Source organism: Enterovibrio norvegicus DSM 15893 (genome assembly GCF_900115495.1).
GTDB classification, from domain to species: Bacteria; Pseudomonadota; Gammaproteobacteria; order Enterobacterales; family Vibrionaceae; genus Enterovibrio; species Enterovibrio norvegicus.
This window is the reverse complement of record NZ_FOWR01000002.1, coordinates 194,568-221,396: the sequence shown is the minus strand read 5'-3', so window position 1 is coordinate 221,396 and position 26,829 is coordinate 194,568. Positions and strand designations below refer to the sequence as shown.

The 26,829-nt window shown below is 46.2% G+C and carries 23 protein-coding genes and 1 pseudogene; 7 read left to right on the top strand and 17 right to left on the bottom strand.

All coding sequences use genetic code 11. The features are described 5' to 3' along the window. The coding region (locus BM082_RS02335) for a phage integrase N-terminal SAM-like domain-containing protein (protein WP_208862512.1) at positions 1 to 213 on the bottom strand (213 nt) is incomplete at its 3' end. Between the two features lie 194 nt (positions 214 to 407). Here BM082_RS02335 and BM082_RS02330 point away from each other — a divergent pair. Next, a complete protein-coding gene (locus tag BM082_RS02330; RefSeq protein WP_074925123.1) occupies positions 408 to 1,184 on the top strand; it encodes a hypothetical protein in 777 nt (258 codons plus the stop codon). 291 nt (positions 1,185 to 1,475) lie between these two features. Here BM082_RS02330 and BM082_RS02325 read toward each other — a convergent pair whose 3' ends face one another. Next, a complete protein-coding gene (locus BM082_RS02325; protein ID WP_074925121.1) occupies positions 1,476 to 2,396 on the bottom strand; it encodes an IS5 family transposase in 921 nt (306 codons plus the stop codon). Between the two features lie 80 nt (positions 2,397 to 2,476). Here BM082_RS02325 and BM082_RS25265 point away from each other — a divergent pair. Together BM082_RS25265 and BM082_RS02315 are read left to right on the top strand one after the other, a co-directional pair. Continuing rightward, positions 2,477 to 2,569: pseudogene (locus BM082_RS25265) on the top strand (transposase); the annotation flags it as partial. Between the two features lie 286 nt (positions 2,570 to 2,855). Further along, positions 2,856 to 3,344 (top strand): hypothetical protein, encoded by a 489-nt coding sequence (locus tag BM082_RS02315; RefSeq protein ID WP_244275899.1) that lies wholly within the window; start codon positions 2,856 to 2,858, stop codon positions 3,342 to 3,344. A 174-nt stretch (positions 3,345 to 3,518) separates the two neighbouring features. On the opposite strand, the gene BM082_RS02310 is transcribed toward BM082_RS02315, so the two are convergent. The 3 genes from BM082_RS02310 to BM082_RS02300 form a co-directional block, all read right to left on the bottom strand. Continuing rightward, positions 3,519 to 4,145 (bottom strand): glycine-rich domain-containing protein, encoded by a 627-nt coding sequence (locus BM082_RS02310; RefSeq protein ID WP_083417908.1) that lies wholly within the window; start codon positions 4,143 to 4,145, stop codon positions 3,519 to 3,521. 268 nt (positions 4,146 to 4,413) lie between these two features. Beyond that, positions 4,414 to 5,679 carry a glycoside hydrolase family 18 protein gene (locus tag BM082_RS02305; RefSeq protein ID WP_074925115.1) on the bottom strand — a complete coding sequence of 422 codons (1,266 nt, stop codon included), beginning with the start codon at positions 5,677 to 5,679 and terminating at the stop codon, positions 4,414 to 4,416. 411 nt (positions 5,680 to 6,090) lie between these two features. Beyond that, positions 6,091 to 6,756, bottom strand: coding sequence for a protoglobin domain-containing protein (locus BM082_RS02300; protein WP_244275897.1), 666 nt, complete (start codon positions 6,754 to 6,756; stop codon positions 6,091 to 6,093). A 619-nt stretch (positions 6,757 to 7,375) separates the two neighbouring features. Between BM082_RS02300 and BM082_RS02290 the strand changes: the two genes are divergently transcribed. Then, complete coding sequence (locus BM082_RS02290) at positions 7,376 to 10,333, top strand: calcium-binding protein (RefSeq protein ID WP_074925112.1); 2,958 nt, start codon at positions 7,376 to 7,378, stop codon at positions 10,331 to 10,333. Between the two features lie 83 nt (positions 10,334 to 10,416). Here BM082_RS02290 and BM082_RS02285 read toward each other — a convergent pair whose 3' ends face one another. From BM082_RS02285 to BM082_RS02260, 6 genes are all read right to left on the bottom strand, one after another. Beyond that, positions 10,417 to 11,712, bottom strand: coding sequence for a ferredoxin reductase family protein (locus BM082_RS02285; RefSeq protein WP_244275895.1), 1,296 nt, complete (start codon positions 11,710 to 11,712; stop codon positions 10,417 to 10,419). Between the two features lie 133 nt (positions 11,713 to 11,845). Then, positions 11,846 to 12,511: a TVP38/TMEM64 family protein gene (locus BM082_RS02280; protein WP_017015846.1), complete on the bottom strand. Its 666-nt coding sequence runs from the start codon at positions 12,509 to 12,511 to the stop codon at positions 11,846 to 11,848. Between the two features lie 9 nt (positions 12,512 to 12,520). Then, a complete protein-coding gene (locus BM082_RS02275) occupies positions 12,521 to 12,967 on the bottom strand; it encodes a DUF2141 domain-containing protein (protein ID WP_017015847.1) in 447 nt (148 codons plus the stop codon). Continuing rightward, positions 12,968 to 13,699 (bottom strand): SDR family oxidoreductase, encoded by a 732-nt coding sequence (locus tag BM082_RS02270; protein ID WP_017013805.1) that lies wholly within the window; start codon positions 13,697 to 13,699, stop codon positions 12,968 to 12,970. A 130-nt stretch (positions 13,700 to 13,829) separates the two neighbouring features. Then, the gene (locus BM082_RS02265) at positions 13,830 to 14,444 is read right to left on the bottom strand and encodes a Crp/Fnr family transcriptional regulator (RefSeq protein WP_017013806.1); all 615 of its coding nucleotides are present in this window, start codon (positions 14,442 to 14,444) and stop codon (positions 13,830 to 13,832) included. A gap of 38 nt (positions 14,445 to 14,482) precedes the next feature. Beyond that, positions 14,483 to 15,409, bottom strand: coding sequence for a LysR family transcriptional regulator (locus BM082_RS02260; RefSeq protein WP_017015849.1), 927 nt, complete (start codon positions 15,407 to 15,409; stop codon positions 14,483 to 14,485). Between the two features lie 121 nt (positions 15,410 to 15,530). Here BM082_RS02260 and BM082_RS02255 point away from each other — a divergent pair, with 121 nt between their 5' ends. Next, positions 15,531 to 16,505 carry an MBL fold metallo-hydrolase gene (locus BM082_RS02255; RefSeq protein ID WP_074925108.1) on the top strand — a complete coding sequence of 325 codons (975 nt, stop codon included), beginning with the start codon at positions 15,531 to 15,533 and terminating at the stop codon, positions 16,503 to 16,505. 93 nt (positions 16,506 to 16,598) lie between these two features. On the opposite strand, the gene BM082_RS02250 is transcribed toward BM082_RS02255, so the two are convergent. Next, the gene (locus BM082_RS02250; RefSeq protein ID WP_407718796.1) at positions 16,599 to 17,168 is read right to left on the bottom strand and encodes a LysE family translocator; all 570 of its coding nucleotides are present in this window, start codon (positions 17,166 to 17,168) and stop codon (positions 16,599 to 16,601) included. Between the two features lie 249 nt (positions 17,169 to 17,417). On the opposite strand from BM082_RS02250, the gene BM082_RS02245 reads away from it, so the two are divergent. Further along, positions 17,418 to 17,960 (top strand): hypothetical protein, encoded by a 543-nt coding sequence (locus BM082_RS02245; protein ID WP_017015852.1) that lies wholly within the window; start codon positions 17,418 to 17,420, stop codon positions 17,958 to 17,960. A 119-nt stretch (positions 17,961 to 18,079) separates the two neighbouring features. On the opposite strand, the gene punR is transcribed toward BM082_RS02245, so the two are convergent. Further along, positions 18,080 to 18,982 carry a DNA-binding transcriptional activator PunR gene (punR, locus tag BM082_RS02240; RefSeq protein ID WP_074925106.1) on the bottom strand — a complete coding sequence of 301 codons (903 nt, stop codon included), beginning with the start codon at positions 18,980 to 18,982 and terminating at the stop codon, positions 18,080 to 18,082. A 181-nt stretch (positions 18,983 to 19,163) separates the two neighbouring features. On the opposite strand from punR, the gene punC reads away from it, so the two are divergent. Continuing rightward, entirely contained in the window at positions 19,164 to 20,375 is a 1,212-nt protein-coding gene (gene punC, locus BM082_RS02235) for a purine nucleoside transporter PunC (protein ID WP_017010052.1), read from the top strand. Between the two features lie 59 nt (positions 20,376 to 20,434). Here the strand turns inward: punC and BM082_RS02230 are convergent, their stop codons facing one another. The 4 genes from BM082_RS02230 to BM082_RS02215 form a co-directional block, all read right to left on the bottom strand. After that, positions 20,435 to 21,007, bottom strand: coding sequence for a class I SAM-dependent DNA methyltransferase (locus BM082_RS02230; RefSeq protein WP_017015853.1), 573 nt, complete (start codon positions 21,005 to 21,007; stop codon positions 20,435 to 20,437). 196 nt (positions 21,008 to 21,203) lie between these two features. Next, positions 21,204 to 22,526, bottom strand: a complete 1,323-nt coding sequence (locus BM082_RS02225; protein WP_017015854.1) for a DUF1501 domain-containing protein — start codon at positions 22,524 to 22,526, stop codon at positions 21,204 to 21,206. Further along, a complete protein-coding gene (locus BM082_RS02220; RefSeq protein ID WP_017015855.1) occupies positions 22,523 to 24,052 on the bottom strand; it encodes a DUF1800 domain-containing protein in 1,530 nt (509 codons plus the stop codon). The genes BM082_RS02225 and BM082_RS02220 overlap by 4 nt, the downstream gene beginning before the upstream one ends. Positions 24,053 to 24,440: 388 nt before the next feature. After that, entirely contained in the window at positions 24,441 to 26,744 is a 2,304-nt protein-coding gene (locus BM082_RS02215; protein WP_074925104.1) for a penicillin acylase family protein, read from the bottom strand. Positions 26,745 to 26,829: the final 85 nt, after the last annotated feature.

Sequence of the window (26,829 nt, the reverse complement as noted above, 5' to 3'; positions counted from 1 at the left end):
GGTACTCCAAGAATGGGTTCCGATAAGGTTCACGAAGTAGGTTTTGAGCTGTTGCTGAGAGAGATTATCCGGCGGACAATCAAAGAACATGGCGATACGCCGTACGGCACGGCTGTAGGCATCAATGGTGGCGGGTCGTTTGCCTTGTAGCGTTAAATTATTGAGGTGCTGTTGGTAAAGCGCATCGAAGTGCTGTTGTTGTTGACGGTTCATGGTATTTCTCCTGTCCGCTGCCCGATTGGCAGGGTTGAGAGAAACGTAGGCGGGATATTCTATTCTGCCGCGTAGCGGCTTCGTTCAACAAAGCATTTAAGAGTGATTCGCAACGCTTGGCAGTTTCGCTTCGCTCAAGTATAGCCAAGCGCCGCTCACACCTTAATGCGGCGTTAAATTTCTAAAGGATAAGCATGGAATCTGGAAAGAACTTTGTTTTAGAGGTTGTTAAAGCTTCTATTATTGCGGCAATAACAATATTTTTTACGATTTGGATAAATGGGAGCAATGAACTTGAATATCGAGATGGTTCAAGGGCGCCTTATTTTAGTTACCCTGATGCAATTGAAAAGGATTTGGAAATTAGGCATAAGACCACACCAATTGATAATATTTCAGTTGTTGAGTATGCTATTCACAATAGGACTTTTACTGATTTAGAAAAGGTAAGAATATACGTAAAAGTACAGAGCGATAAAAAATTTAAGTTAATAAGCAGAAAACTTTCGCCGCCAAATAAAATACCAGCATTAGATATAGAAGATATAGATACTGGCTCTAAAAATGTTTTGGGGTTTGAGGTGGGAGTACTAAAGAAAACTGGAGATGAATACTACTACTTGAGCTTGATTTTTGAAGGTAGAGAGGCTCCAGAAACCGACATAAGTATTGGCAATACGAATATTGATATAGTCAAATACAAAAAATGGAAGGATAACTCACTGGTAATATTAATAGTTCTTGCTGTATACACTGTACTACTAATTCCATTTGGTTTTTGGGCTTACTATTCTGGTAAACGTTCAAAAAACAGGTTTACTAATAAATTTAAAGATGCACTTTCCTCTACTTCCTCAGATCTAACTAGTGATCAAGTAAAGTTCACAATTGAAAAGTATGAAGAGGTTAGAGATCATAAAGAAGACGGTTGGTTTAAGAGGAAATGGGCTGCATTTACATCAACGGAATAAGTTTAACAAAGCCAGCCAGAGGGACCAAAAAACCGCCGCTTCGCTCTGGTTTTTCGGCCCCTTCTGGTGGCGTCGGGGGAATAGCGGGGACAGGCACTTTTAGAAAAGCACAATATTATCAGTTGAATACATTCAGTGCCCCCAAGCTCAAAGACGCTTAGTAAAGATGAATGGTCGGCCTTGGAACGATATCCTTTTCATATTGTTTGATTGCCAACCATTTTGATCACTAATGGGCGTTGTTGATCAAATCAGTCACCTAACGTGCTGATCCAACGAGTGTTAACCGTATTACTCAACTCGGTAACTGACAGGCATACCTAGTCTTATGACTTTGTTCATTGCTTTCACGTTTGCCAGTGCTTCGCCGACTTGTGCATCGTAATCTCGCAGGGCCAGTTGTGGACTGAGTAACTTTTTGTACCGATACATCCCCGTTTCTGACAAGGAACGTTGGTGGTAATCCGTTTCTCGTTTCCACTCTTCCAACTGACCTGATTTCAAGGCGCTGACGGCTTCATTTCGAGGATGGCCGTCTTCCCAATAGCCAGCATTGCTGCGCGGTGGAATGGTCGGTTTTATGCCTTTTCTCCTCAACACTTGATGACAGGCTTTTGTATCGTAAGCGCCGTCGGCACTGACCTGAGCGATTTTTCGGCGTAATGGATTGAGCAACGTCGGCAACGCTTCATTGTCACCGACAGACTCTAAGCTGATGACAGCTGAAATGACCTCATGTGAACTGGTGTCAATCGCAAGGTGTAGCTTTCGCCAAATACGGCGCTTTTCCTTGCCATGCTTGCGCATTTTCCACTCTCCCTCGCCGAACACCTTTAAGCCTGTTGCATCAATAACAACATGCGCAATAGGTCCACGACTGGGTAACCTATATTGAACTTCAACGGTCTTTGCCCGCTTGCTGATGCAGCTGTATGACGGCGATTTCAGCGGCACGTCCATCAGGACAAATATCGAGTCAAGAAAGCCCTGAAGGGCGCGCAAAGGGAGCTTGAAAATGCCTTTAATCATTAGCGCAGTTTCAATGGCACTATCGGTAAAGGTAAAGCCTCTTCCTCGTTTGCCATGATGCTCTTTGCAGTGCCAACTCTGGATAGCGGCTTCATCAACCCAAAAGGTGACTGAACCTCTATTAATCAATGCTTGATTGTATTGCTTCCAGTTGCTGATTTTGTACTTGGCTTTACTCTTCATCGTCACTCGTTTGCAGACTCTGATGATCTGATCGCTACTATTGGGATTAGTTCAATGATTTAGGAAACAACGCCTCACTAATGACTAAACCCCGCTCATCCCTCATCAGTATCGACGCAACCCCTTACTATCACTGCGTTTCACGTTGTGTTCGGCGATCATTTCTTTATGGGTAGACGAACAAGCCCAGCGATACCCTTAGCAACGTTCTCCAAGCAATGGCAGCTAGAACCTATAAACTGTGAATCACTCCGTATGCCTCTGACATAAAAGACTAATTAGCGTGAGATACTGTTACCATCACTTTGAATATTCAGGTATCGGGCGAACAATTGAAGGTAAGCCACACATGTATGGAAGCGAGAGTAAGAGGACGTTTTGTAATCAACGCAAGAAACTGACCTTACTTGAATACGCCGCCTTCGGTAAGGTTGCTATGTGTAGAAAAGGGATATTGAATTGCTAAAACAATGGATGAAATTACTAAGCGTGTTCACCTTGGGCGCAGCATTTTGCTTTACCATTGGGCTCTATTTCGTCAGTGATATCTTAGACCACAAAAATCAACTGATTTCAAAAATGGCTCAAAACCAATTGGATTTATCACGATACTCTTATAGCAATGAAGCAAACGAAATCATAAAAGTATCTAACGCCCTCGCCCTTGAATCGTCTTGTGACGGAGAACTTTCGTCAGATATACCCGAAGCACTCTCTTTAACTAGCTTATTTCTGGGTACTATCACACACCAAACAACGAAGACTCACGAGCAGTCTATGGCGACTGCGCTCATCGTTCGAAGTCACCTTCGAGATAGTGGCAAAGTTGAAACCGCCGACTCGCTTCTTGTCGCAATAAAAAGTTACTGTGAAGCAAACCTCAACATTTTCATGAGTTGTGAAAAAATAGATAACACCCTACCTAGCTTTCGGCCAGATTGCGGATAAGAGGAATAGCGGGGACAGGCACTTTTAGAAAAGCACAACATTATCAGTTACATGCATTCAGTACCCTCAAGCTCATAGACGGTAATTTAAGATAAATGGTTGGTTTTGGAACAACATGCTTTTCATATCGTTTGATCGCCAACCATTTTGACTGCAAATGATCTGAGACTGGCACTAACTCCCACCACCGCATCCTCCGCCGCCATCGCCACTTGCGCAGCTCGAACCCACACAGCCAGATGAGCAGCCAATATGGCTGGCGCAGTACGATGATGACGTTTTCTGACAATCAAGCGAATAGATGAAACCGTCTTCGATATTGAGCTTCGCATCAATGGCAAAAAGCAGTGGAAGTTTAGCTGGGTGAATTGGGTTAATACTTTCTCTTGCACAAGCTAAGCGCCAAGCACGTTTGATCCCCTCTTGAGCGGAGGTGGGGGTTTTCATCGCTTCTGTCGGTGTGTGGTGAAGAAACCGTCCAAACGCTTTATCACAAAACTGCTGGTATTCCTTGGTGAACAAGATGAACTCGTGCCAAGCAACGTCAACCACCTGTGAAGGCATCGCAACCTGCTTTTTGTTCGCCTGATTGCAGATGGTGAGATAATCTTTGAGGCCATCTATCACTAACATCAAATCTTGATCAGTGAGATGCGGGTATTTATTCGCGACTTTCTTTTTAATCACTGAATTGAAACGATAAGTCCCAATGAAAACCAACTGCGCTTTCCGCTTTTTCTTGTAGGCAAACACACCCCAAAACATGCTCACCAACACGATGAGAAATATCCCTATATTCATCAATTCGTCCATTCCCTTTTTGTACGACTAGGCTATCGTATCTAGATCTAACAATAAACGCCTGATTTCTTGAACAAGAAATGCGGTTTCATCAACCGAATGACCATTAAATTAAGCCCCTGAAATGAAGAGCCAATATGCGCTTTACGCTAAAATGGTTGGCGCTAGAACGATACGTTTTCTAGACCAACCATTTTGATTACCCCATATGAGTTCGCATCAACAACGGGCATAGGCAGGATTGATTTCTTGCAGTTCTCGCCGCTAATTACTTTGTTTCAACCTTATTCCCGATACCAACATTCATCGCATTCAATAAGTCGCCGTTGTCTTGTTGATATGCCCATGAAAATACGCCTGCTAAGTTTCGTTTAACGGCGTATTGCGCTTTCTGGTAAACATCAATCGGGTGGTCAAAGGTGATGAGGGCTGAATCTTTGTCGCGCCACGCGTAATGGCATTCACATTTGGCGTCGTAACGAATTTCAAATCCATCTTTACCCTGCCCTTTTTGGCCCAAGACGGTGTCGTAAAGCGTCGCATAGGTCATCACGCCTGCTTCTTCAATGGCGCTTGGGTATAACTCGCTGGTTGCAGTGCCAAATGGCCCTCCGTTTTCATGCTCAGAAACGCCTTGCCATCCTCTCGCATATTTAGCGACACCAATAACGAGCTTGTCTGCAGGAATGCCGAAAGAGAGGAACTTATTCACAGCAGCGTCAACACTATGGCCATAGCCTTGTTCAGTGTTGTTTGGGTGGTTTTTTAAATTCGTGTGATGACCAATGTTCTTTTCAGTCCAACTGCCATAAAAATCATACGTCATCATGAAAATGAGGTCTGTGCTTGGCGCTACTTGCGTGTAATCAACGAATTGAGTGAGGTAGTCAATGGTATTAACCGCGGTTGAGTTAATGTAGTTACGTCCCTGCTCTACGCCAAGTTGGTCAAGCCCAACACGCAGATCTTTCATTAACGTGGCAAACGCAGCGCCTTGTTCATGGGTTAACGGGTATTCCCAGTCAATATCAATGCCGTCAAATACCGGATATTTAGCCAGATAGTCGAGTGTTGATTGAATGAAAACTTGGCTATTTTCTTTGTTCGAGGTGACTTGTTCAAATGTCGCCGAACGACCACCACCGCCAATTGAAAGCAGAATTTTCAAATCAGGGTATCGCTGCTTTAGTCGACTAAATTGAGTAATAAAGGTGGTATCAACGGTGCTGTCATTGACCGCTAATTGGTTATCTTCCAGCTTGTCACACACCTCATTGAGCACCGCACGTTGCTTATCACCGCATGTCTCTACAAACGCATAAATCAGGTGGGTAACGTTGTTGCCATTGATTTTGCTTACTTCGCTGGGTTCAATCCAATTTCCAATATATGTCCCGACAACTTTTCCGCTGTTTTGTTGATATCGGCCAAATTCACCGGAAAAAAAGTCGTGATCTTTGGGGAGTGATTGCGCTAAACAGGTTGAGGAAATCATCAAGCCTAATGTGATTAGGCTTTGTGTCATTATCTTCATCGTATTCCTACATAAAATCATGGTTAAAAAGATCTATTTTGTTCATTACAAAGCATTACAGCCATGCAACATTTATATTTTTAAACAACGAGTTAATGTAGTTTTTTGTATTCATCCAGCGCAATCAGCACTGTTCCGATTTTTCTATCATGCGATGAGCGTCTTGCATTGTTCATCTTTAGTATTCAGCGCTCTTAGAGTCCGACACTTAAGTCATTTTTTTGGAAGATCGCATTAAAAAGCCAAGCGTTGGCAGAGTGATAACTGGTGGGCAGCGTTACGTTCTTTCTTCTGTGTATGAACTGGTATTACGCCACGAAAATAGCCCCCCCATAATCAAACTGGGAGGGCTGTACATCTGTATTTTATGTTTAGCGTTAACGTTTAAAGCTAACGTTCAATCAACCTCGCCTAAAAATCACCATCTTTAATATAAGGGTGAGTCCAAAGCACAACTGACAAAATCACCGCTTTTCTCCACGCTTCGTACATTGCATCCGCTTCTTTTTGTGAAGTATTACCTTTTGCTAAAAACGGCTTAATTGTGGTTGTGATGGGATAAATAAACGCAACCATGTAGCGGTAGTCAATATGATCAACGGAGTTCACATCATCAGCGCGATTCTTACCCACACGATGATGGCGTTTCGCAATTTCATGCTGATAATCCAGCCATTGCTGATCATAATTCGCACTCGTCAAATCAAGTATCCATTGCTCAAAACGCGCACGGACACGTGATAAATACTCGCCATTTGCTTCATGGGTGTCTTTGTTCGAAAAGTAATAAAGTAAATGAGGGTTCGCACCAACATACCCATACCATGTGTCTAAAATTTCATTGATTTGAGGCTTGAGAATTTTTTGAGCTTGATGAAGAGCCTTCACATCATCAGGTCCAAAAAAGATCGTTTTTTGTAAAAGTGCGAATTCTTCCTGTGATACGGGAGACCTTTCTAGAGATTTGGAATCCGCATCGTAGCCTGGCACTCCTTTCCCACTATTTCCTGCACTGACAGTGGTTGTGCACCCCAACAGTATGGAAATACTAAAAATTGCATATATTGCTCTCTTCATATTTGCCTCTCATTGCTTCCATTTTAAGTAACTAGTTCGTGTTTTTATCAACTCTTAACTGTCCTACCAATTCAGGGAGGATTAACATATTATAGTATTGAGTCAAAACCATAACATGTCGAGTCGAAACTATATGAAAGTTCACATACTGTCAAGTTAAGCGAAGGCTAGAAATGGAACGACTGTGGGAGTTATTGGGACATGGGAATTACAGCGACAGGTATTTTTAGCAAACCACAAATGCGACAGAGTGATACGTCAGATTCAGTTATTGGCTCCCATCAACCGCTTCCGCATTTTGGCGACCTTCGCAACCACAGCGCGTCTTTCCCACTTTTTCCAATGCGTGCGGTGATCGTGCACATCCCCCTTTCACAAAAGCCCATCCATATGCATCTAATCTGTTTGAAATCCGTCATCTATGCATGTTTTCGCACTGTTTTGTGAACTTAGACGAAAGGATGCTTGGCTGTCTAAAAGCTACTACAGATTTCATCCCTCTCCTTGCTTCTAATTAGTGCTGTGGCAAACAACAATTATTAGCCATTTTTTTCAGCATTAACGTCCGCGACAGTAAAACGCATTCATGACTCGCGACATGCATCACTTGGAGAAAGGTATGAACATCAACGATCAAGATCTATCTGAGCCAAATTCACTCTCACTGACGCTCGACGAGCTGCAGAACGACGCCGTTAACACTGCCTTATCCCCCCGTGTTTTATCAGACATTGTTGGCACCAATGGAAACGACACCCTTCATGGTGATGAAAACGATAACCGTATCTATGGACTCGATTACAACGACACACTCTATGGCTACGGCGGCAATGACGAACTTTATGGCGGTTCGCGCTCTGATACACTTTACGGTGGCGATGGCGACGATAAACTCTACGGCATGACAGATACCACGCCAACGGGCCCTTACTATGGGCTTAACCGTCTATATGGCGAGAGGGGAAACGATGAGCTTTACGGAAGTTTAGGGGTGGATTACCTCTATGGCGGACTGCACAACGATGTCCTTTACGGTGATCAAGGCAATGACCACCTGTATGGTGGCGCTGGCGATGATTTTCTTTCTGGCGGAGAAGGAAATGATGAGATATCTGGCGATGCCGGAAACGACCAGCTTGAAGGCGGTTCGGGTGATGACGAACTCACTGGCGGTGCAGGCAATGACATCCTAGACGGCGGTGCAGACGATGATACCCTCGTTGCCAATGCAGGAAACGACACCCTTTATGGCGGAGAAGGTCACGATTACATTTATGGTAATGAAGGCGACGACACGCTGCATGGTCAAGATGGTGATGACATGCTCATCGGCGATCAAGGGGATGACACGCTCTTCGCAGGCAGTGGCAATAATACGCTAGATGGTGGCTCCGGATATGACCGCGCATATGGCGCGTCAGGCGACGATACGATCATTGATAGCGAACTGGCCATCGGTGCCGGTGGCAAAGATATTATTTTCGCCAACGCACACACTGCCGATGTTGCCATTGGAGGCGCGGGCACTGACTGGGTTGAAGGCTATGGCGACGACCAAGTTGGCGGCGGAAGTGGTAATGATGTGTTAGTGAGCTTTGGAAAGAACGACACATTGCAAGGTGGAAGTGGAGATGACGTTTTACTCGTCGAAGGCTCAACAGCAAATAACACGCGCCTTTTCGGCGGCGCGGGTGACGATTACTTGTCAGGAAACGGTGAAGACCAGCTTCTGATTGGCGGAAGCGGTGCAGATATATTTCATTTTGGCCATTCGATTTTACACAGCGAAGACGCCATCCCTAATGAGGCCGCAGCCATTGGTCATGACCGTATTGTCGATTTCGAAAAAGGTATCGACACCATCAGCATTGATACGAGCCTTGCGAATAGCATTGATGATCTCATCATCGAGCAGCATGGCATCACAACGCGCATCACCCTGTCAGATGGCTCAACCATCATTCTAAACACGATCAAAGCGGATGAGCTCAGTGCGTCAGATTTTGCATTTACAGGCGCAAACACGTATTCCGATCGACTTGGAGATTGGCAGAGCTATGCCGATAGCTACTGGGGTTTTTCAACAGCAGCCCACCCCGATCAGAGTTGGTATAACGACACCAACGATATCAAGCGAATCGGTAATAGTGCTAACAACGTATTGGAGGACGGCTCACGCGCAGATGAGTACTTAGATGGTGGTGCGGGTAATGACACAATAATCTCGACGGGAGGTAACGATATTTTGGTCGGCGGAGAAGGTAACGATACCTTTGAAGTGAGACAACCTAACCTCTCAACCTTCAATATCACCTCTACTGATATACAAATTACTCAGATTGAAGATTTCACGGTTGGCGATGACACATTAACTATCGCCTTTTATTCTTACAATTTACAAGGCCTTGACTTGTCGACGATTTCCACGAAACAAGTCGGCTCATCCACCGTTTTAGAACTCAATGAATACTTCCACATCGTCCTGAAAAACGTCGACGCCTCTACGTTTGAAAGTGAGCAAATTTCTTATGTCGTGACTGGCAATAATGGAAACGAAACGTTAATTGGCGATGAAGCCGCTAACACAATCTTGGGTAAATCAGGTAACGACATCATTGAAGGTAACGGTGGTAACGATACACTCGATGGTGGCTCTGGCAATGATACGATAAATGGCGGAGCAGGGAATGATGTGCTTTTGGGCGACGGCGGAAACGACACGCTCTTTGGTGAAGAAGGTAATGATACGCTAAATAGTGGTGGCGGGAACAATGAACTCGATGGCGGCATGGGTGATGATGTTCTCGTAACACAACAAGGCAATCACACTCTCACAGGGGGCGCAGGTTCAGATACCTTCGACATAGGACGCAGTGAAAGCCTGTCACAAAATCTAACCTATCACACCACTATCACCGATTTCGAAACAGACAATGATTCGGTCAACCTCACCCATATCATCGACAATGCAAGCCTTCATCATCTCGATGCAGACGGTGTTTTTCGAGCCAGTAGTCTTCTCGATCAAATGGGAGACGATGTGGTCTTAGAGGCCTCTAGCAATGCATCCATCACTTTCGAAAACACCGCCATTGACGATATTTCAGGCGACCTGTTTAACGTTACCTTGATTGGCAGAAACGGGGCTGACCACATCGTGGGCTGGAATGGTAATGACACCCTGATTGGCCGAAATGGCAATGATACGTTGGAAGGTGGTAACGGTGCCGATCGACTAGAAGGTGGCGTAGGCTTTGATACGCTCACAGGCGGCGAAGGGGCTGATACCTTCGTCGTAGACGACGATCGTTCAAACTACGCTGTCATTGAAACAGACACCATCACTGACTTCGTTATCGGCGAAGATAAAATCGCCTTCGATGATTACTACCACGCTGATATGGACTTCGATCACTTCGTCGTGACCCAGCAAGGTGACGACACCCTAGTACAGATCATCCGCGAATACACCTCAGGTGGCAATCAATACAGTGATGCCGACGTCAATGTTCTTCTCAAAGGAATTGATGCGGCAGACATCAGCGCCAACGACTTTGCGTTCTTTTACTCGGGCTAATGCCCCTAAACCTCACTGATAAAAAAGCACAATCCCTGTTCGGGGATTGTGCTTTTCTTTGCTGTTTCGAGCAGTGTGAAACCTTATATCGCTCCGCGGAAATCGAACAATTCGTAATGCGTGTTGTTTTTCGGCATACCAAGAGACTCCAAGCCTTCTTGCATGGCTTTTCTCACCTCAGGGTTTCCGCAGAAATACAGCTCGGCATTGTCGACATTGCCGTTGAGATCATCCGCAATGCGTTCCGGCGTGATGCGCCCTTCTTCGGAATAGACAATCTTCAATGTCACAGACGGCAAGTTTTCAGTGAGCTGTTGCAGCTCCTCGGCAAAAATCGCAGCCTCTGCATTTTTCACCAAGTAATACAGCACCACATTCGGACACGGTTTTGATGTTAAAGCACCGGTGTAATTAAGCTCTTGAAGCCAAGCAACAAAAGGCGTGATACCGATCCCTGAACCCATCCAAACTTGCGGTGACGACGAGCGGTTCAGCTTGAATCGACCATAAGGCATGTCCAAACGCACCATGTCACCATTGCTTAAATGGTCATACAAGGTTTTGGTGTAATCCCCAAGCCCAGCAACAGAAAAACGCGCAACACCTTGATGTTGGCTGCTCGCAATCGTAAATGGATGCGGTTCTTTGGCGATCTTTTCATGATGAAGTACGGAGATGAATGCGAATTGGCCTGCATTCCACGTTGGCCTGCCTTGAAGGGGCTTAGCTTCAAAGCTCACCACACCGTTTTCTTTCTTCACATTCTGCACTTTGGCAAGATGGTGTTTACTCGTTGATTTACCAAACGCGTAATACCACCACGCCGCCAACCCCACAATGGCGGTAACGTTCATCGCAATGCCGGCTGGCGAAAACAATTGGAAAGGTCTAACGGCAAACAAGTAATGGAAGACAGACACGAAAAACACCAAGCCCATCAGGCGATGGCTCCACCGCCATAGGTGATACGGCAAGATGCGCATAAAGCTGATAACCACCAGCGCGAGCAACAGCCACGTTGCCCACTCTCCGGTATCAGAACCAATCTCCATCAAGCTTGATTCATCACGCGGCGTTTCCGATTGTGGTACTAACCACCAATGCATAAAGATGGAAAACACGGACCACATGCCCGCCCAACGGTGCGCTTTATAGACGCGATCTAGCCCCCTAAAGATTGTTTCGAGGATCTCAAGCCGCGTAGACAACACAAAGGTCAATGCCATCGCCACCAGTGCATTCGCTGCGAAAAACGCCGCAACCCAGCGTTGCAGCGTCAGTTCCTCAGGCAACAAACTCCCTATGCCAATAAAGCTCAACAAGACGAGAGCCAATACTAAAATAGTCTTTTTGTTATCCAGTACCATATTCAATTTCAAAAGCCGCGCCTACCATAAAAGAGTCAATTTTGTTCTGAATTAGAAAGACTTCCTCTCGTAAAATATAGATCTTCGATGGTCGAAAAACCGTGAAATCCCAAAATCAATACACTCTTTTGGTCGTAGGCTTCGCTTAGTCTGCTTTAAGTGGCGTTTTCAACGAAAAACGTTTTAGCATTCCCCAACCCAACCAGAAGAACACGGTGAAACCAATAGCGGTCAAAATGGCAGGCTTTGGGTTTTCTAATGTACTGATTGATCCTGCATAAGCGGCAATAAAGGTATATGGCAGATTCACAGTGCACCACGCCACTAAGAACGTTGAAAATTTCATGCGGCTTATGCCTGACATACACGCCGTCACTTCAGGCAGAATTGGCATGGCGCGAGAGAGCAGAATCATCATCACCCCATGACGACAAAACTGAGCGCGAAGCGCGTGGCGTTTTTCTTCGTCGCGAACCACCACATTGACCAGCTTGTCGCCATAGATAGCGCTCAATACGTAGCCCCCGATGCCCGCAAGTAAGGTACCGGTAAAGGCAGCTAGCCCACCGACCGTTGCCCCCGCAAAATACCCACCTAACAACATAATCGACAGTGTTGGCACGGCGATGAAGAGATCCAGAAACAGCAGAGCAATAACGATCGCCGCGACGGTCACGGCATTGAGTGTATTGGCCTGTGTTAGCCATGATTCTATTTGATCGATTGTCAGCCACCCCATGGTATTGGCAACTAAAAACGTCGAGGCAAAAAAGGCTGCCATCAAGCCCATCAGTTTAAGTAGTGATGTCATAAATCCGTCCTATGGATAACGCATTGTGATGTCATGTGGCGCATTGCTTTCTTCAATATCTGCCACGGTCAAAAGAGCGCTAGAAAAGCTTGGCGCTTTGAAGGTAATGCGCGCGCCGTTGGAAAACCCCAACCCTTCTTTTGGGAGGATACCCGTCCAATTTTTGGTGACTTTGCCATCTTCGTCTTCATCATGAAGCACCTTAATGGCAAACCGTTCAGGCACGTTTTCAAACACAACCGAACGTTCCGCATCTGTCGCTGGGTAAGGCTTAATTTCTAACGCTTTATCGTGCTGTTTAGGAAACCCTTCCTCTTGAAATAGCATCACCAAAATTTGCCCTGGACGGCTCGTCTCGATCCCTTTGACCCGAATTTCCACGCTGTTTTCTAACGCATTAACACTCATCGACATTCCCCCTAAAATCATGCTAATAACGGCCTGTTTCAACGACATTTACGCCCCCTTCAACAATCTTTTCGCAGCAAAAGGCGCAATAGCGAGCAGGACTCTGAGTACTCGCGTCATCCCAATATCAAAATCTTTGCTTCCCTTCTCGATACCCGAAATAATTTCAGAAGCCGCCGCTGACGCAGAAATCTTTCCCTTGCCTCGTCCTGTGGTCATTGCTGTGTCCACTAACGGCAGAAAGGCTTGTTGAACACCAATGGCTGACCCTTCGAATTGATATCGTAAACTTTGAGAAAAAATGTTGAGTGCGCCCTTCGTCGCGCAATAAACCGCAGATGAGGTTTTGGGCACCAAGCCAAGCGCAGAGTTAATGTTGACGATACGGGATGACGTGGACGAAGAAAGCGAAGGCATTAGCCCGTGGATCAGTGCACACACCGACGTAAAGTTGGTGTCGACTTCGCGCTGAATGGTATCGAAATGGAAGGTTTCATCGTTAAATTTGGGCATAAACTGCACTGCTGCGTTGTTCACCAACACATCAACCGTCGGGAGCGTTAACGCAATGGATTTGGCCACGTGATGAACACGCTTAACATCAGACAAATCGACCTGAAATGTCATCACCGAAGGCTGCTGCGCTTTGAGTTCGTCGAGCTTGGCTTGGTCGCGCCCCAGCACAATAATTTGGTTGTGTTCGGCAAGTTGCTCGACCAGTTGTCGACCAATACCGGCAGTTCCCCCGGTTAATACAATGGCTTTGTTGATAAGTTTCATGCTGGCTGGCTTCCTTTCTTCATTGAATTGAAGCCAGAATATCGAGGTGAGAAAACCGACACCTTAACAAAGGTTAAAATCGGCGATTTTCTTTTTTAGTGCCACTGATAGCCCCGAACAACCTGAAGATTCAGGTTGTTCGGGTATACGTATGCTGCACACCGAGTTTGGCGCGGATGCGGGAGAGTGATACCTCAGTGATACCGAGATAAGACGCGATGTGATAGTTCGCCAACGATTGTGCAAGCGCTGAATGGGTTTCAAGGAACTGTGTATACAGCTCAGTGGATGACAGCAATAAAAGGTCGGCTTCGCGGGCTTCTTTTTTCAAAGCAAGCACGGTGACCATTTGTAGAAACGCATTTTGCCAACCCACAGTCGATTCGCTCAATGCCTTCAACGCTTTTGCTGAGACTTCAACACAGACGGCATCTGTTAGCGCTTCACAGCTAAATCGGGCGGGTAGTCCTCGCGCAAATGATGACAAGCACGCAGACACTTCGCCCGCCTGAAGAAATGATTTATTCCTGCGGTTTCCATCTGGCGTGAGATAGAAGTTACACAAGGTACCGGAACACACGAAACGTACCTTATCAGCAACGTCTCCCGCATTAAAAAGTGCATCACCTTTGGCAACGATTCGCACCACGCTTTGGTTCGCGAACGCTTGCCATTCTTCATCTGTCAGACTGAACACGTTTCGAAAACGTTGTTCGAACTGCATCAGAATCTGTTGGTTGTTCATGTTGTCATCCTGTTTGACATGCTAACCCTTTGATTACGTTAACGAGGCTCACTGAGATCTAACTCGTCCCAGTACGGCGTGCCTTCAAAGCGCTGAACAAGGAAATCTATGAAGATTCTTACACGACGAGATAGGTGACGCGTTTGCGGATAAACCGCGTAAGCGTTAAGTTCATTAAACCCGCAACCGTCTAGAATCGGCACTAACTCACCGCGTTTGATGGCGTCAGACACGACAAAGGTAGGTAAATGCGCGATCCCAAGCCCTGACACCGCAGCAGACAATAAATACTCCCCGCTGCTGGCCTTCAATATGGTGTTTATCTTCACTTTTTTCTGCACGCCATCGGTCGTTTTTACTCGCCAGTGATGAGAGTCTTTGCTCAAGCTATACGTCAGGCATTGATGCTCAGAAAGCTGATCGAGACACGTCGGCGTCCCATGTTTTTCGAGGTAAGACGGACTAGCGCAAATCACATGTTTCACCGGTGCAAATCGACGAGCAAGTAGCGTGGAATCCGGCAAATCCGCAATACGAATGGCTAAGTCATAGCCTTCTTGAATCAGATCTACCTGCCTGTCGTTGAAATCCAGTTCAAACTCAATGTGAGGGTGCTCAACCAAGAAATCATTGATTGCCGCACTCATGTGCATGACACCAAATGTAGAAGGCATCGCGACTTTGAGTGGTCCTTTAAGCACACAATGCGCTTGTGCCGTCGCATGTTCAGCTTCACGTAGGTCTTCAAGTATTCTCAGACAAAACGCGTAGTACGCCTTGCCTGTATCAGTCGGCTGCATGGAGCGTGTTGTACGATGAAAAAGCTGCACATTGAGATAAGTCTCTAGCTCTTTCAAGCGCCTACTGACTGCTGACTTTGCGATTTCCATATGTTCAGCAGCGCCACTGATGCTCCCGAACTCCACGACATGAACAAAGGTTTCCATGTTGGTGAACTTATCCATTCTTTCCTCAATTGTTCTATTTTAGAGAACATTCATTTGTCTGAATGCTGGTTTATTCTCCATTAGTACATTCTTATACTTCCAAGGAATGTTCAGGAAGTAAACAAAAAGGACGATAAACATGAAAAGAACAATCATCAGCGCCGCTCTCATCGCCACCTCCATTTTTGGGTCTACAGCGGCTTTTGCCAACGAGCCTGTATGGGATGCCAATAAGGTACAACTCATTTCAGAAAAGCTAGGTGAAGGCGTTTACGCTTACTACCCTTCTGACGCTAAAGAATTGGAAAACAAAGGCCTACCTGTTGCGACCAGCGGCGGTTTCATCGTGGGTGAAAAAGGCGTCATGATCATTGATACCATGTTGAACGAGCGCTTGAACAAGCAAGTGCAAGATATGGTCAAAACCGAAGCGGGTAAACCGATTGTTTACGCGGTCAATACAAGCTTCCACGGTGATCACTCTTACGGGAACATGTACTTACCGAAAGAGACAAAAATCATTCAACACCAAGTGACGCAAAACTACATCGATACGCATTTTGAGCACGACACCCAGTTTATGATGCAGAACTTCGGCAAAGGTCGAGGCATTGAAGACATCACACCAACCGATGCAGATATTCTTATCAGCACAGGTGGCAGTATCACCGTTGATTTGGGCGGCAAGCTTGTCGACATTATGGACTTTGGTTTTGCGCAAACCGGTGGTGATTTGTTTGTGTGGGAAGCTGAATCCAAAACCATGTGGACGGGTAACCCCATCATCACAGTTAAACCTTCCCTGCCGTGGCTTTTGGACGGGCATCTACTAGAAACACTGGATTCACTGAAAAAAGTGAAAGCCTTCCTGCCTGATGATGCCAATGTGGTACCGGGACATGGTTCGCCCATGACACCTGCTGATATTCAATGGCACATCGACTATCTGGAAGCAGTAAAAACGCAAGTTCAAGCGGCACTTGATGATGGACTCACGCTGAAAGAGACCGTGGCAAAAGTGCAATTGCCAGAGTTTACAGGCTATGCCCTGCGTGATTGGGTTCACCCAGCATTGAACGTGCCAGCAGCTTATCGAGATTTGTCGGCGAAATAGACGATAGCCACGATCCAAAAATAAAAGACCAGAAACCAAAAAACAGAGACGAAAAAGCCATCCAAACGGATGGCTTTCAATTCTCAACAACAATCATGACTGCCGATTCATCAACAGCAAGTTCCCACCGGAAAGCCCTAAAACAAATGCGCAACCACGGTTAAACCATCGTGCCATTTTAGGCTGTTCAAACCACTGCCTGAGGTAAATGCCAAACACGGCATAAATCGCAATGGCCGCGATTTCTAGGCCCAGAAATGTCACGCCGAGAACGAAAAACTGCGTATTCACGCTTGCAGAAGTATCAACAAATTGCGGTAAAAATGCCGTGAATATCAATATTGCCTTCGGGTTTCCTGCCGCCAAAGCCAACTCTTGCTTGAACAACGCTTTTAACGGTTTATGACGTTCAGAATCGGTCACAGGAATGCTAGTTGAGCGCCACAGTTGAAACGCAATCCAGAAAAGATAGAGCGCGCCAAACAGTTTAATGGCGAAAAAAACCGTTTCAGAGGCATACAAGATCACGGCCAAGCCTGAAGCCGTCAGAGTAATCATTGCAGAAAAATCCAGAATTCGTCCTAAGCTCCCAATCATTGATGCGCGAAAGCCATAGCAACGCGCATTGTTCATCGCGAGTAGATTGTTCGGCCCCGGTGTCATGTTCAAAGCAAAACATGCGGGCACAAAAAGCAGTAATGAAAGCAGATCCACGGCCTTTTCTCTTTTTAGTCACCAGACAATAGAGAAACAGATTACGTGCCAACAACAAGGATCGTCAATCCACACGTTACATCAGACTCTCTCCACACTGTGTATTGTCTCCAAGAACGTTTTTGACAACAATCCAGCATCCTATTTTGATGATAGTTTCACCCTATACGCAAATAATCTGAAGATGCAGGATTCATAATGAACAAAAAGGTCTTTACGCTTTGCTTAGGCTTGCTCGTTTTAACAGGGTGTGTAAACCGAGATGAGATATATGCAAATCCACCGCAAGAACTGATTGATGGTGTTAATAAGCTGATGCCCGCCGCGAGTGAGTTTGTCCATGACGCCCAAAAAGAGGCGCTAAAAAACGGGCAACCTCTCACCGATGCTCAAATTGTGATTGCGAAGGAGATGGGTGTTCAACACCCTGAGAAAGTGCGCGTTTATTACGTTGATAAATTGCCTGCACCCACAGATCCTGAGCTGCTAGAGATCGCTAAACGCGTGGGGTATACCAACCCAAATATGGCGGGCTACGCCTACGGCTATGGTATTTGGATACACCATCGTTATAAGAATCAGCGTGATCTGCTTCCCCATGAGCTTGTTCATGTAAAACAAGCTGAAGAGTTAGGGCTGACTGAACAAACACGACAATACCTCATTCAAATGTTCATTTACGGTTACTACAACGCACCCATGGAAAAAGAAGCACGCCAAGCAACCGCTCATTTACTGTGAACGTGAAAGAAGCTTATGCGGTATCGATTCCGTAAACCGTGACAAAAACGACCAAAGTCTCCTTTTAGGCTGACTTTGGTCAATGTTCAGAAACCCCGCTTTTTAGGATCCTACAGTTACTACTCTAGCCACTCTCTGTGCGCTTTTTCTGCGTCGCCCAAGTAATCCAGAATCCAATTCACCGCAGGGTTTTCTTTGTCGGTTCGCCATGCGATGCAACACGGGCTTTTGCTTGGTGGCTCAACCAAGGTTTTTTCTATTAGCTCGCCACTTTTCAAATACGGTTCCGCCATGTGTGATGGCATTGCGCCAATCCCTAACCCACTGCGAAAGCATTGAATGGCACTGTGCCAGTTAGGGACGGTTAAGCGGCGTTGATTGTCCAGCAACCATGTGGCTCGCTTTGGTAAAATGCGCGAGGTGTCTTCCAAACAAATGGCGGGGTAACCCAATAATTGTTCGTGACGAATCGGCTCTTGTTCACTGGCTAAGGGGTGATTTTTCGATACCACAAAACGCCACGTCAAAATGCCCATGTCACGATAGCTGAGGTTTCCACTGACAGGCACCGCCGCTGTTGCACCGATAGCAATGTCTGCGCGGTCATAAGCCAATGCATCCCATACACCGTTAAACACTTCCATCGTCAGCAGTAATTCAACGTCAGGAAAGGCATCATAAAAGTCACGAACCAATGAATCGACACGGTCTTCTCGCACGACGTTATCTAAAGCAAGCGACACACTGCGTGTCCAACCGTTTGCGACACGTTGTGTTTGTGTGCGGATTTCATCCATTTGTTTCATCAAGCCGCGAGCTTCTTCGACGAAAAATACCCCTGCAGGCGTTAATTTCACTGAGCGATGCAAGCGTTCAAATAAATTCACAGCAAGCTTTTGTTCCATTTGGCGAACCGTGTAGCTCACCGCGCTTGGGACTTTGTGAAGCTCTTCAGCCGCAGCCGAGAAACTGCCGCGTCGTGCAACAGCATCAATAACTTGAAGATCGGGATAAGAAAACATGTGCGAAGACGCCCTTTTTCATTGGTGTACCTGCCACTCAACGAGCAAATATTGCCTTATATTGGTCACACTTAGCCATCAAATCAAATTTTTTGAAAGCAATAGCGAAATTTTACCGTTTCACAGAGTTTTTCTTGGCGGATACACTCCACGATATTGATAAACGAACGGACAACGTAAAATGAAAAATTCTGTTCCTATGACAACTATGGTGTGGTTTGCAGGCTTGAGCATGCTTGGCTTCCTTGCTACCGATATGTACCTACCCGCTTTTGAAAACATCCGTCTTGAAATGGGTACAACGCAATCCATGATCGGCCTGTCACTGACCGTGTTCCTGTTGGGCATGGCGTTAGGCCAAGTGGTTTATGGTCCGTTGTCTGACCGTATTGGCCGCATTAAAGTGCTGGTCGGCGGTATGGCGCTGTTCACTGCAGCGACGGTGGCGTGTTTCCTATCCGACAGCATTGAAGTATTTCTTGCTGCGCGTTTTGTTCAAGCGTTAGGTGCATGCAGTGCATCTGTGATTTGGCAAGCCATTGTGATTGACCGCTATGACAGCAAAACATCTCAACGTGTTTTCGCAACGGTCATGCCGTTGGTTGCATTGTCTCCAGCTTTAGCACCACTTGCGGGTGCTGCACTGGAATCTCACTTCGGCTGGCGCAGCATTTTTATCGCGTTGGTGGGTTTGGGTGTGTTGTTGGTTGTTACCACGCTTCGCCAAGAAGAAAGCGCACCCGCCGTAGATACGAATGAAAAAATGGGCGCGAAACTGGTTAGCGACTACAAGCACATCGTGAGTTCACGCAAGTTTGTCGGCAACATGCTTATCTTCGCTGGTTGTTCAGCGGCATTCTTTGCATGGCTAACCGGCTCACCGTTCGTGATGACAGAAATGGGTTATAGCGGTGCTGACATTGGTATGAGCTACGTACCACAAACTATCGCGTTCATTGTGGGTGGTTATAGCTGTCGTGCATTGTTGAACAAATATGATGGTTCAGTGCTTCTTCCTTGGTATGTGGGTTTGTTTATCGCGAGCGTATCGGCCATTTTCGTGGTGTCTTGGCAGTCTGATGTCTCTACCATCATGCCAGTATTGATCCCATTCTGTTTCTTGGCAGTGGCGAACGGTGCGATTTACCCAATCGTGGTGAACAAAGCGTTGGAAGATTTCAAACACTGTAGCGCAACCGCTGCAGGTCTATTGAACTTCCTACAAACCATGATTTGTTTTGTTGCAAGTGGCATTGTATCAGCGCTAGCCGTTAGCGGTTTGTTGACAGTCTCTGCGGTAATGATGGGCGCTGCAGCTTCCGTTGCACTTGGTCTCGCGCTTAGCTGGAACGGCAACCGTGCGACGTTAGAAGAAGGCCCACAAGCGGCATAATTCATCGAAACAACAGACGAAAAAACATAAAAAAACCGCCCTTATCGGCGGTTTTTTGTTTATGCAGTACGCTGACCGACCCCCATCAACACTCGCATGTCCCCCATGTTGAATGGAATGGAGGTCGAAATGACGTTCAAGCCCGCGTCCGTGTACGCCTCTTCAATTTCACTCACGGTGAAACCGGCGCCTGAACTCTCGCTTTTTTCCCAATCCCATTGCACCAACAAACCACCATCCACCAACAGCATGGCTAACAACGCGATGGTTTCTTGATAATCCGGCACAAACGCAAGCGATGATGAAGCCACGATCACATCAAAACGTTGACCCGCTTGTTTGTATTCTCGAACAAATATTTCATCAACTACACCGTTCACGGTGCTCACGTTCGGCAAATCTTTTGCTTTCAAGGCATTGATCATTTCCACAGAGGGGTCAATGGCAGTGATTGAAGTCACTTTCGGCGACAGCTTTTCTGTCAACAAACCGGTACCACACCCAAAATCGAGGATCTTACTTCCCTTGATTGCCACAACGTTCGCCAACGCACTAGCTACTTTTTCCGAATAGGCGATAACCGCTGCATTGGAATCCCATTCTGCAGCCATATCATCCCAACTTTTACTCATGTTCTGCTTCCTACAGCTTGGCGAATAAGAGAAAAATACTAGGGCAAATCACTATTCGCTGCCACCAAACCCCATGCGTTTTGTAGCGTATTGAGTGATTGGTTCACCTCTTGCCTAGATAACTTAAGAATTCCCTTGAAAAAAGCCAGAGCAATTGGCTCTGGCTTGTTCGTTTTTTGGGTTTTGGCTGCCTCGATCAGCGAGACACCAAACCCATTTCAATCGGTCCACCAAATTTCGGCAACGTTGGGAAGACGGTATTAAGGGCACCGTTCCCCAATCCAAGCCATTTCACAATGTAAGCAGCATATTGTTCGTGCGCTATTTTCGGGATGATCCGACCTTCACCGTTGTCGTCTTTGCCACCACGAGTGAAATCTGGGTACTCGCCACAGCATTCGCCGCCGTGTGTGGGTCCGCCAAACATAAACTGCCCGCCGCCCCAACCGTGGTCTGTGCCCTTACGGGCATTATCGTGCATGGTGCGTCCAAACTCAGACAGTGAACATGTCAGTACGTTTTCAGATAAACCATCCTCTTCCAGCGCGGCATACAACCCAGCGACCGCCTCTGAAAACTCTTTCATCAGGTCATCTTGACGGCGAACTTGATTATCGTGGGTATCAAAACCACCGATAGAGACGTAAAACACCTGACGGTTATGACCCAAAAGCTGTGCTGCATCGATCATTTGCTTGATGCCACGCAGCTGGGTGCCAAGGTTTGATGTCGGAATTCGGTCATCCATAGGAATGCCTTCAACAATCGGCTCCATTTGTTTTTGCGCCGATACCGCTTGTTGCACAACATTGGCATACCCTGCGACCAACGGTGAGTCATAATGCTGGTTCGCCATGGATTCATAGCTCGAGCGAATAACTGCACTCGACAAGGCTTGTAGTTCTTGAAAGCCATTTTTGTTCACGAACATGGAATCCGTGGAATAGCTGTCCAAAATAGAGTTAGGGCCGGTGTAGAAGCAATTTGGCATGTCAGCCATAGAGCGGGCCATCACATCCATCGACATCCCCAACCAACCGTGCTGACTGTACGCCTCTCCCATCCAACTGTGTTGCCATACTTCTTGCTGCTTGTTATGAGCGAAAAGATAAGGCGGCAGTTCTGCGCGGCCAGACTCAAGATCTTCTTTTGATGTCGGCGCGAGCAATGGACCTACATTCATGACGACATTCGCTTGGTTTTTTTCAAACAACGGCATGAGTGCACGCATGGATTTGTTCAGGCCAAATTGCACGCCATTTTTATCTTTAATGTTAAGCGGCATAACGTGACTGCGCGGTACTGCAATGCCTTGGCGTGATGCGTTGAATTTATTGAAATTCTCGCTATCCAGCGGCAAAACTTGATGGAAAAAATCATTACCGCCATTCATAAAAATGCAGATTAAGGCTTTGTAGTCTTCAACGCCTCGTGCTTGAAGGCTAAAGCTCATAGGTGCGGCAGCAGCAGCGCCTGCAATACCGGCTGATTTGATGAAATCTCTACGTGTTAGTTTCATGATGCGCGGTTCTCCTGAACATGGAAATATGGGGAAGATAAAGCGATAAACATTAATCGCTGAACCCACTTACCTGCGTGCATATCGAGACCGTTGTAATGATCAGACAATATGTGTTGCAGCTCTACCGGCATAGCGCCATTAAAAAATCGTTCTGATACTTCAGTAACAAAGCCTTGAATATCTTTGGTATCAAATGGCGCTTTTAAATCTTCAACGTTGATATATAGTTGTTTTTTTAGTGGTTTATTTTTGTCTTGCAGATTAAGTCTGAATATTCCATATATGAAATTGTGCACATAAATAATATGGGACCAATCAATAATCTGTAATTCTGGGGAGACCAAATTGTTTTCACTTACAACACCATTAGGGGCGTAATCAGGTAAGTAAAAGTTAAATACAGACGGTGAACCCAGCGGATATTGGTTACACGTTTTCAGATACACTAAATCCGTTTCTACCAATGCGCTACCTGCCCCCGGTTGTGCATCTAATGCGCGGTAGATGTAAACCAAAGATAACCAAGGCTCACGGATTTTACTCATGGTCATTGGTGTGGCGGTGTACACTTCCTCGTCTGCAAGCACAGCCCAAACAACCGCTTTTAGATCCCCGACAACACCCTCTCCGTTATTCAAGAACACTTCGGTCACACGACGAACATAGTCTGGTGATGGATTAGATGTGGTCAGCTTTTGAATCAAGCCTTTACTGATGTTAGGGGCTGTAGAAGGATGATGTAGCAGCATATCCATCACGCGATCCATTTCTACATCGGCACTGGTGTTTTTGGGGAAACGGTGCCCCATGATCATCTTTTCACCAGGGTCATGATACTGACCGTTGTTGGTCATGGCTTCTATCATGTGGCTATCAAGGCTGTCCCAACCTGTGAAGACACGTGCCAATTCTTGAATGTCTTTTTCGTCGTAGCAAGCAACGGGTTGGCCGTTGTTTCCCATGATGTAGCTACCATCAATGTCACGTTCATACAGTCCAACAGAAAATAACTGTAAAATCTCACGTGCGTAGTTTTCATCTGGACGACGCCCTGTTAAAGGGTCACCCATCTGATTGCCTACCATGGTCAAGTAATGCCCCATCACTGGCGATAGAGACACTGCTTTCAATAATTCTCGGTAATTCCCAAACGCATGCCCACACAGCAAATCGTTATAGTGAGCGATTGCAGGTGTGTGGTTAATGAGGGTGGCATCTTGATCTGAGGCCACAAAAATTTGGCTTAGCGCGTAACCCACTTTTTGTCGCAGTTGGTCATCGCCATACAGCGCGATATCTAGCCATGCACGAATACGTGTCGAACGAGATATCATTTTTCCGTAACCCTGTGCAGCGAATTGTTTTTCGCATTGCTTTAAGTGAGAGGAAGCTGGCAGCTTCACTTGTTCATCGAACCAAGCCTTAGCGCGTTTGTTGACTAATGCATTTGCCTCGCCCTGCTTCGGACCAAACGTCGCGAGATCCAACCAACGTGAAGCATGTGTGAAAGAATCAAATTGCATATCAATTACCCTTAAATGAGTCGGGCAAAAGTGATTTGTATTTTTACTACTGGTTATCACTTTTGAACCATTGGACACACATTTAAGAATATTCATATATTTCACTCTGCAAATAAAGCCTGACTATTTATTGGGAGAGAGTCAGAATAATAGACCAAATCTCAATATAGAAACACATGTGGCATTGACTATTTACAGTCATATGCGCTAGCAATTTATTTTATTCCAATTTTTGAAACGAGAATTTGTAATAAAACTTCGTAAAGCATTGGTAATTAAATTATTTCTCTTCATTAAATTACGGTAATTTAATGAAATGTTTTTTACGCCTGAATTATATCGCATAAAAAAGAGCCTGTTGGCTCTCGTTTTATTCGGAAACAACGGGCTAAGGCGATGTCGGAATGAATTCAATTTGATGAAGCACACTACCCGGTAAGAACGGGGTTGATTCTTGATTGGCATATTCACCAAACCCCGAGCGGTAAAACGGTGAAAGTGGATGGCCGCTCTGCCCGCCTGGCAGTGTGAGAACACCATTCACTTCATCGCCAGGCTGAACAATCAGACGCTGTGATGCGCCAAAATGCTTACCTTGTACGGCGGGCATAAACCTGTCTCCAAACCCTTCCACCTCGGGCATATTCAGCAGATTACTCAGCACTGGGATTTGCTGACTGAACGGATGTTGAATTTGAAGACGATTCACATCCCCCCAACGTAGCGCTTTCAACGATCCGGTTTCATGCCCTGTCATGTCCACCATGAGTTGCGCGCGCATATCAATGTATGCGGTTGTGAAAAAGACGTTCCAATTGGCCGCGCTTAGAGGCTTCCAACTGTCAGCCTGCGTTTTAACGAGTTGCCACAATGCAGGCTCTAGCTGTCTTTCTATTAACGCCAGACTTAGGTTCTGCGCAGCAAGTTGAGACTCTATGGGCGCGAACAGCTGATCGATGAGTGTATCTCGGTAACGTTTCACTAAGCTATAACCGACGGAATCGGCACATGCACAGCCTTGCCACCCTTCTACTTCCTTGATGTCTTCGGAAAACAAATCAGGATCTATTTTCAATACACCAAGCAAAAAGCCCTGCCATCGCGTTAAAAACAACGCCTCGTTATCCAATTGAATCTGATAGAAATCATCAATGTCGAACACGTCTTTCTCAAACAACCGTGCTTTTATCTGCTCGCTGCGCGCACCAAGTGCATAACCACCATCACCAAACCGTCGATGCTGAGAAGCACTCACGGCACGGCTATTCGCTGTCCAGATTCGTTGATCTTTGGGGTTAACCAGCGAGGGAAGGTCGCGCGCTTGTTGTAACCAAGCATCATCAAAACGTGAAGATGAAACAGGCACGTCACTCGGTTTGCGCCTATCAGGCACTGCACCCGTGATTTGCCATGCGATATCACCACTACTATCCGCAACCACCATGTTCTGTGCTGGAATACCGATATTCTTGCTTGTCGCCAGCGCTTCGGACACGGAATCTGCCCATTCAAGATTCATCAAATTTAAATTAATGGCGTAATCCTGATAGCCAACCCAGGTCAGCGCATATTTCTCGTTATCAATCCGTCTTACTGGTCCGAAATGGCTCACTTCGACATAGAATGTCTTCTCGCCATCTGGCAAAGGAATGCTTTCAGCATCAAGCGCCGTTTTGTCTTTATCAGACAGTTTTATCCAATCTGCCGTATCGACATACGAGTTCGTAAATCCCCACGCAACCTTGTTATTTGAGCCAACGACTATCGCAGGCACACCCGGTAGGCTCACGCCCGTCACCTGTGTCTGTTTTTCATTATTGATGATGTTGAGCTGCGCGCGGTACCAAATCACTGGTGTGCTGAGCATGAGATGCATATCGTCCGACAACATGGCCTTACCATTACGAGTCAACGCACCGCTCACAGCCCAATTGTTGCTGCCAACTTCTGCGTTTTTCTCTATGGATGTCACCATCGCCGTTTTTAGGAAAGTACTGTCGAGCTCTGGAATTGACACTTTCTTAAGCGGAAGGCGACTGCCATCCAACGCGGCTTGGAATTCACTGGCTTGAGTCAGAAAAGCGAGGGTGTTAGCACCAAAAGTTTGTTGAATGGCGTGATAGACAAGATCTCTTTCAATGCTCGGTCCCTGCAAATCCAAATACATGCTATACACAACCAGCAATGAATCCTCAGGCTTCCAAGGTTTTCGCTTTGACTGCGTGAGCAAGTATTCGAACGTTGGAAAGGACGCATGGGCAAGTGCATCGTTAACGCCTTTGGCGTAAACAGACAGCATCTCTTTTTGTTGCTCAGGAAAGGCGGCGAACATTTTTTGACTGCGTTTTCGAAGTTGGTGGAAACGTACCTTTTCATCGAGCGGCAATGCGGCAGCACCAAACAACTCCGCAAGCTCACCTGCGGCGTTGCGGCGGAGTAAATCCATCTGAAAGAAGCGATCTTGACCATGCGCATAGCCAAGCGCATACGAAGCATCTAATCGATTTTCAGCATGTACAATCGCTGTGCCCAATTCATCGCGACGTAAAAGAGTGGGCTTAGAGATCACAGAGGACACCGTGTTTCCCGACAATGTCGGCAAACTGATCGTGAGCGCGCCATAAAAAAGTGCTGTAGCAAGCAAGCCCAACAGTATTAGCGCTACAAGGACCACCCTGATCTTTTTAAACATGTCCCTAAACCTTAAACCAAAGCGCAATGAACGTTTTCTATCCGCTTTGAAAAAAACCTCATACCCCAAACGTTGAGCTGTTTAG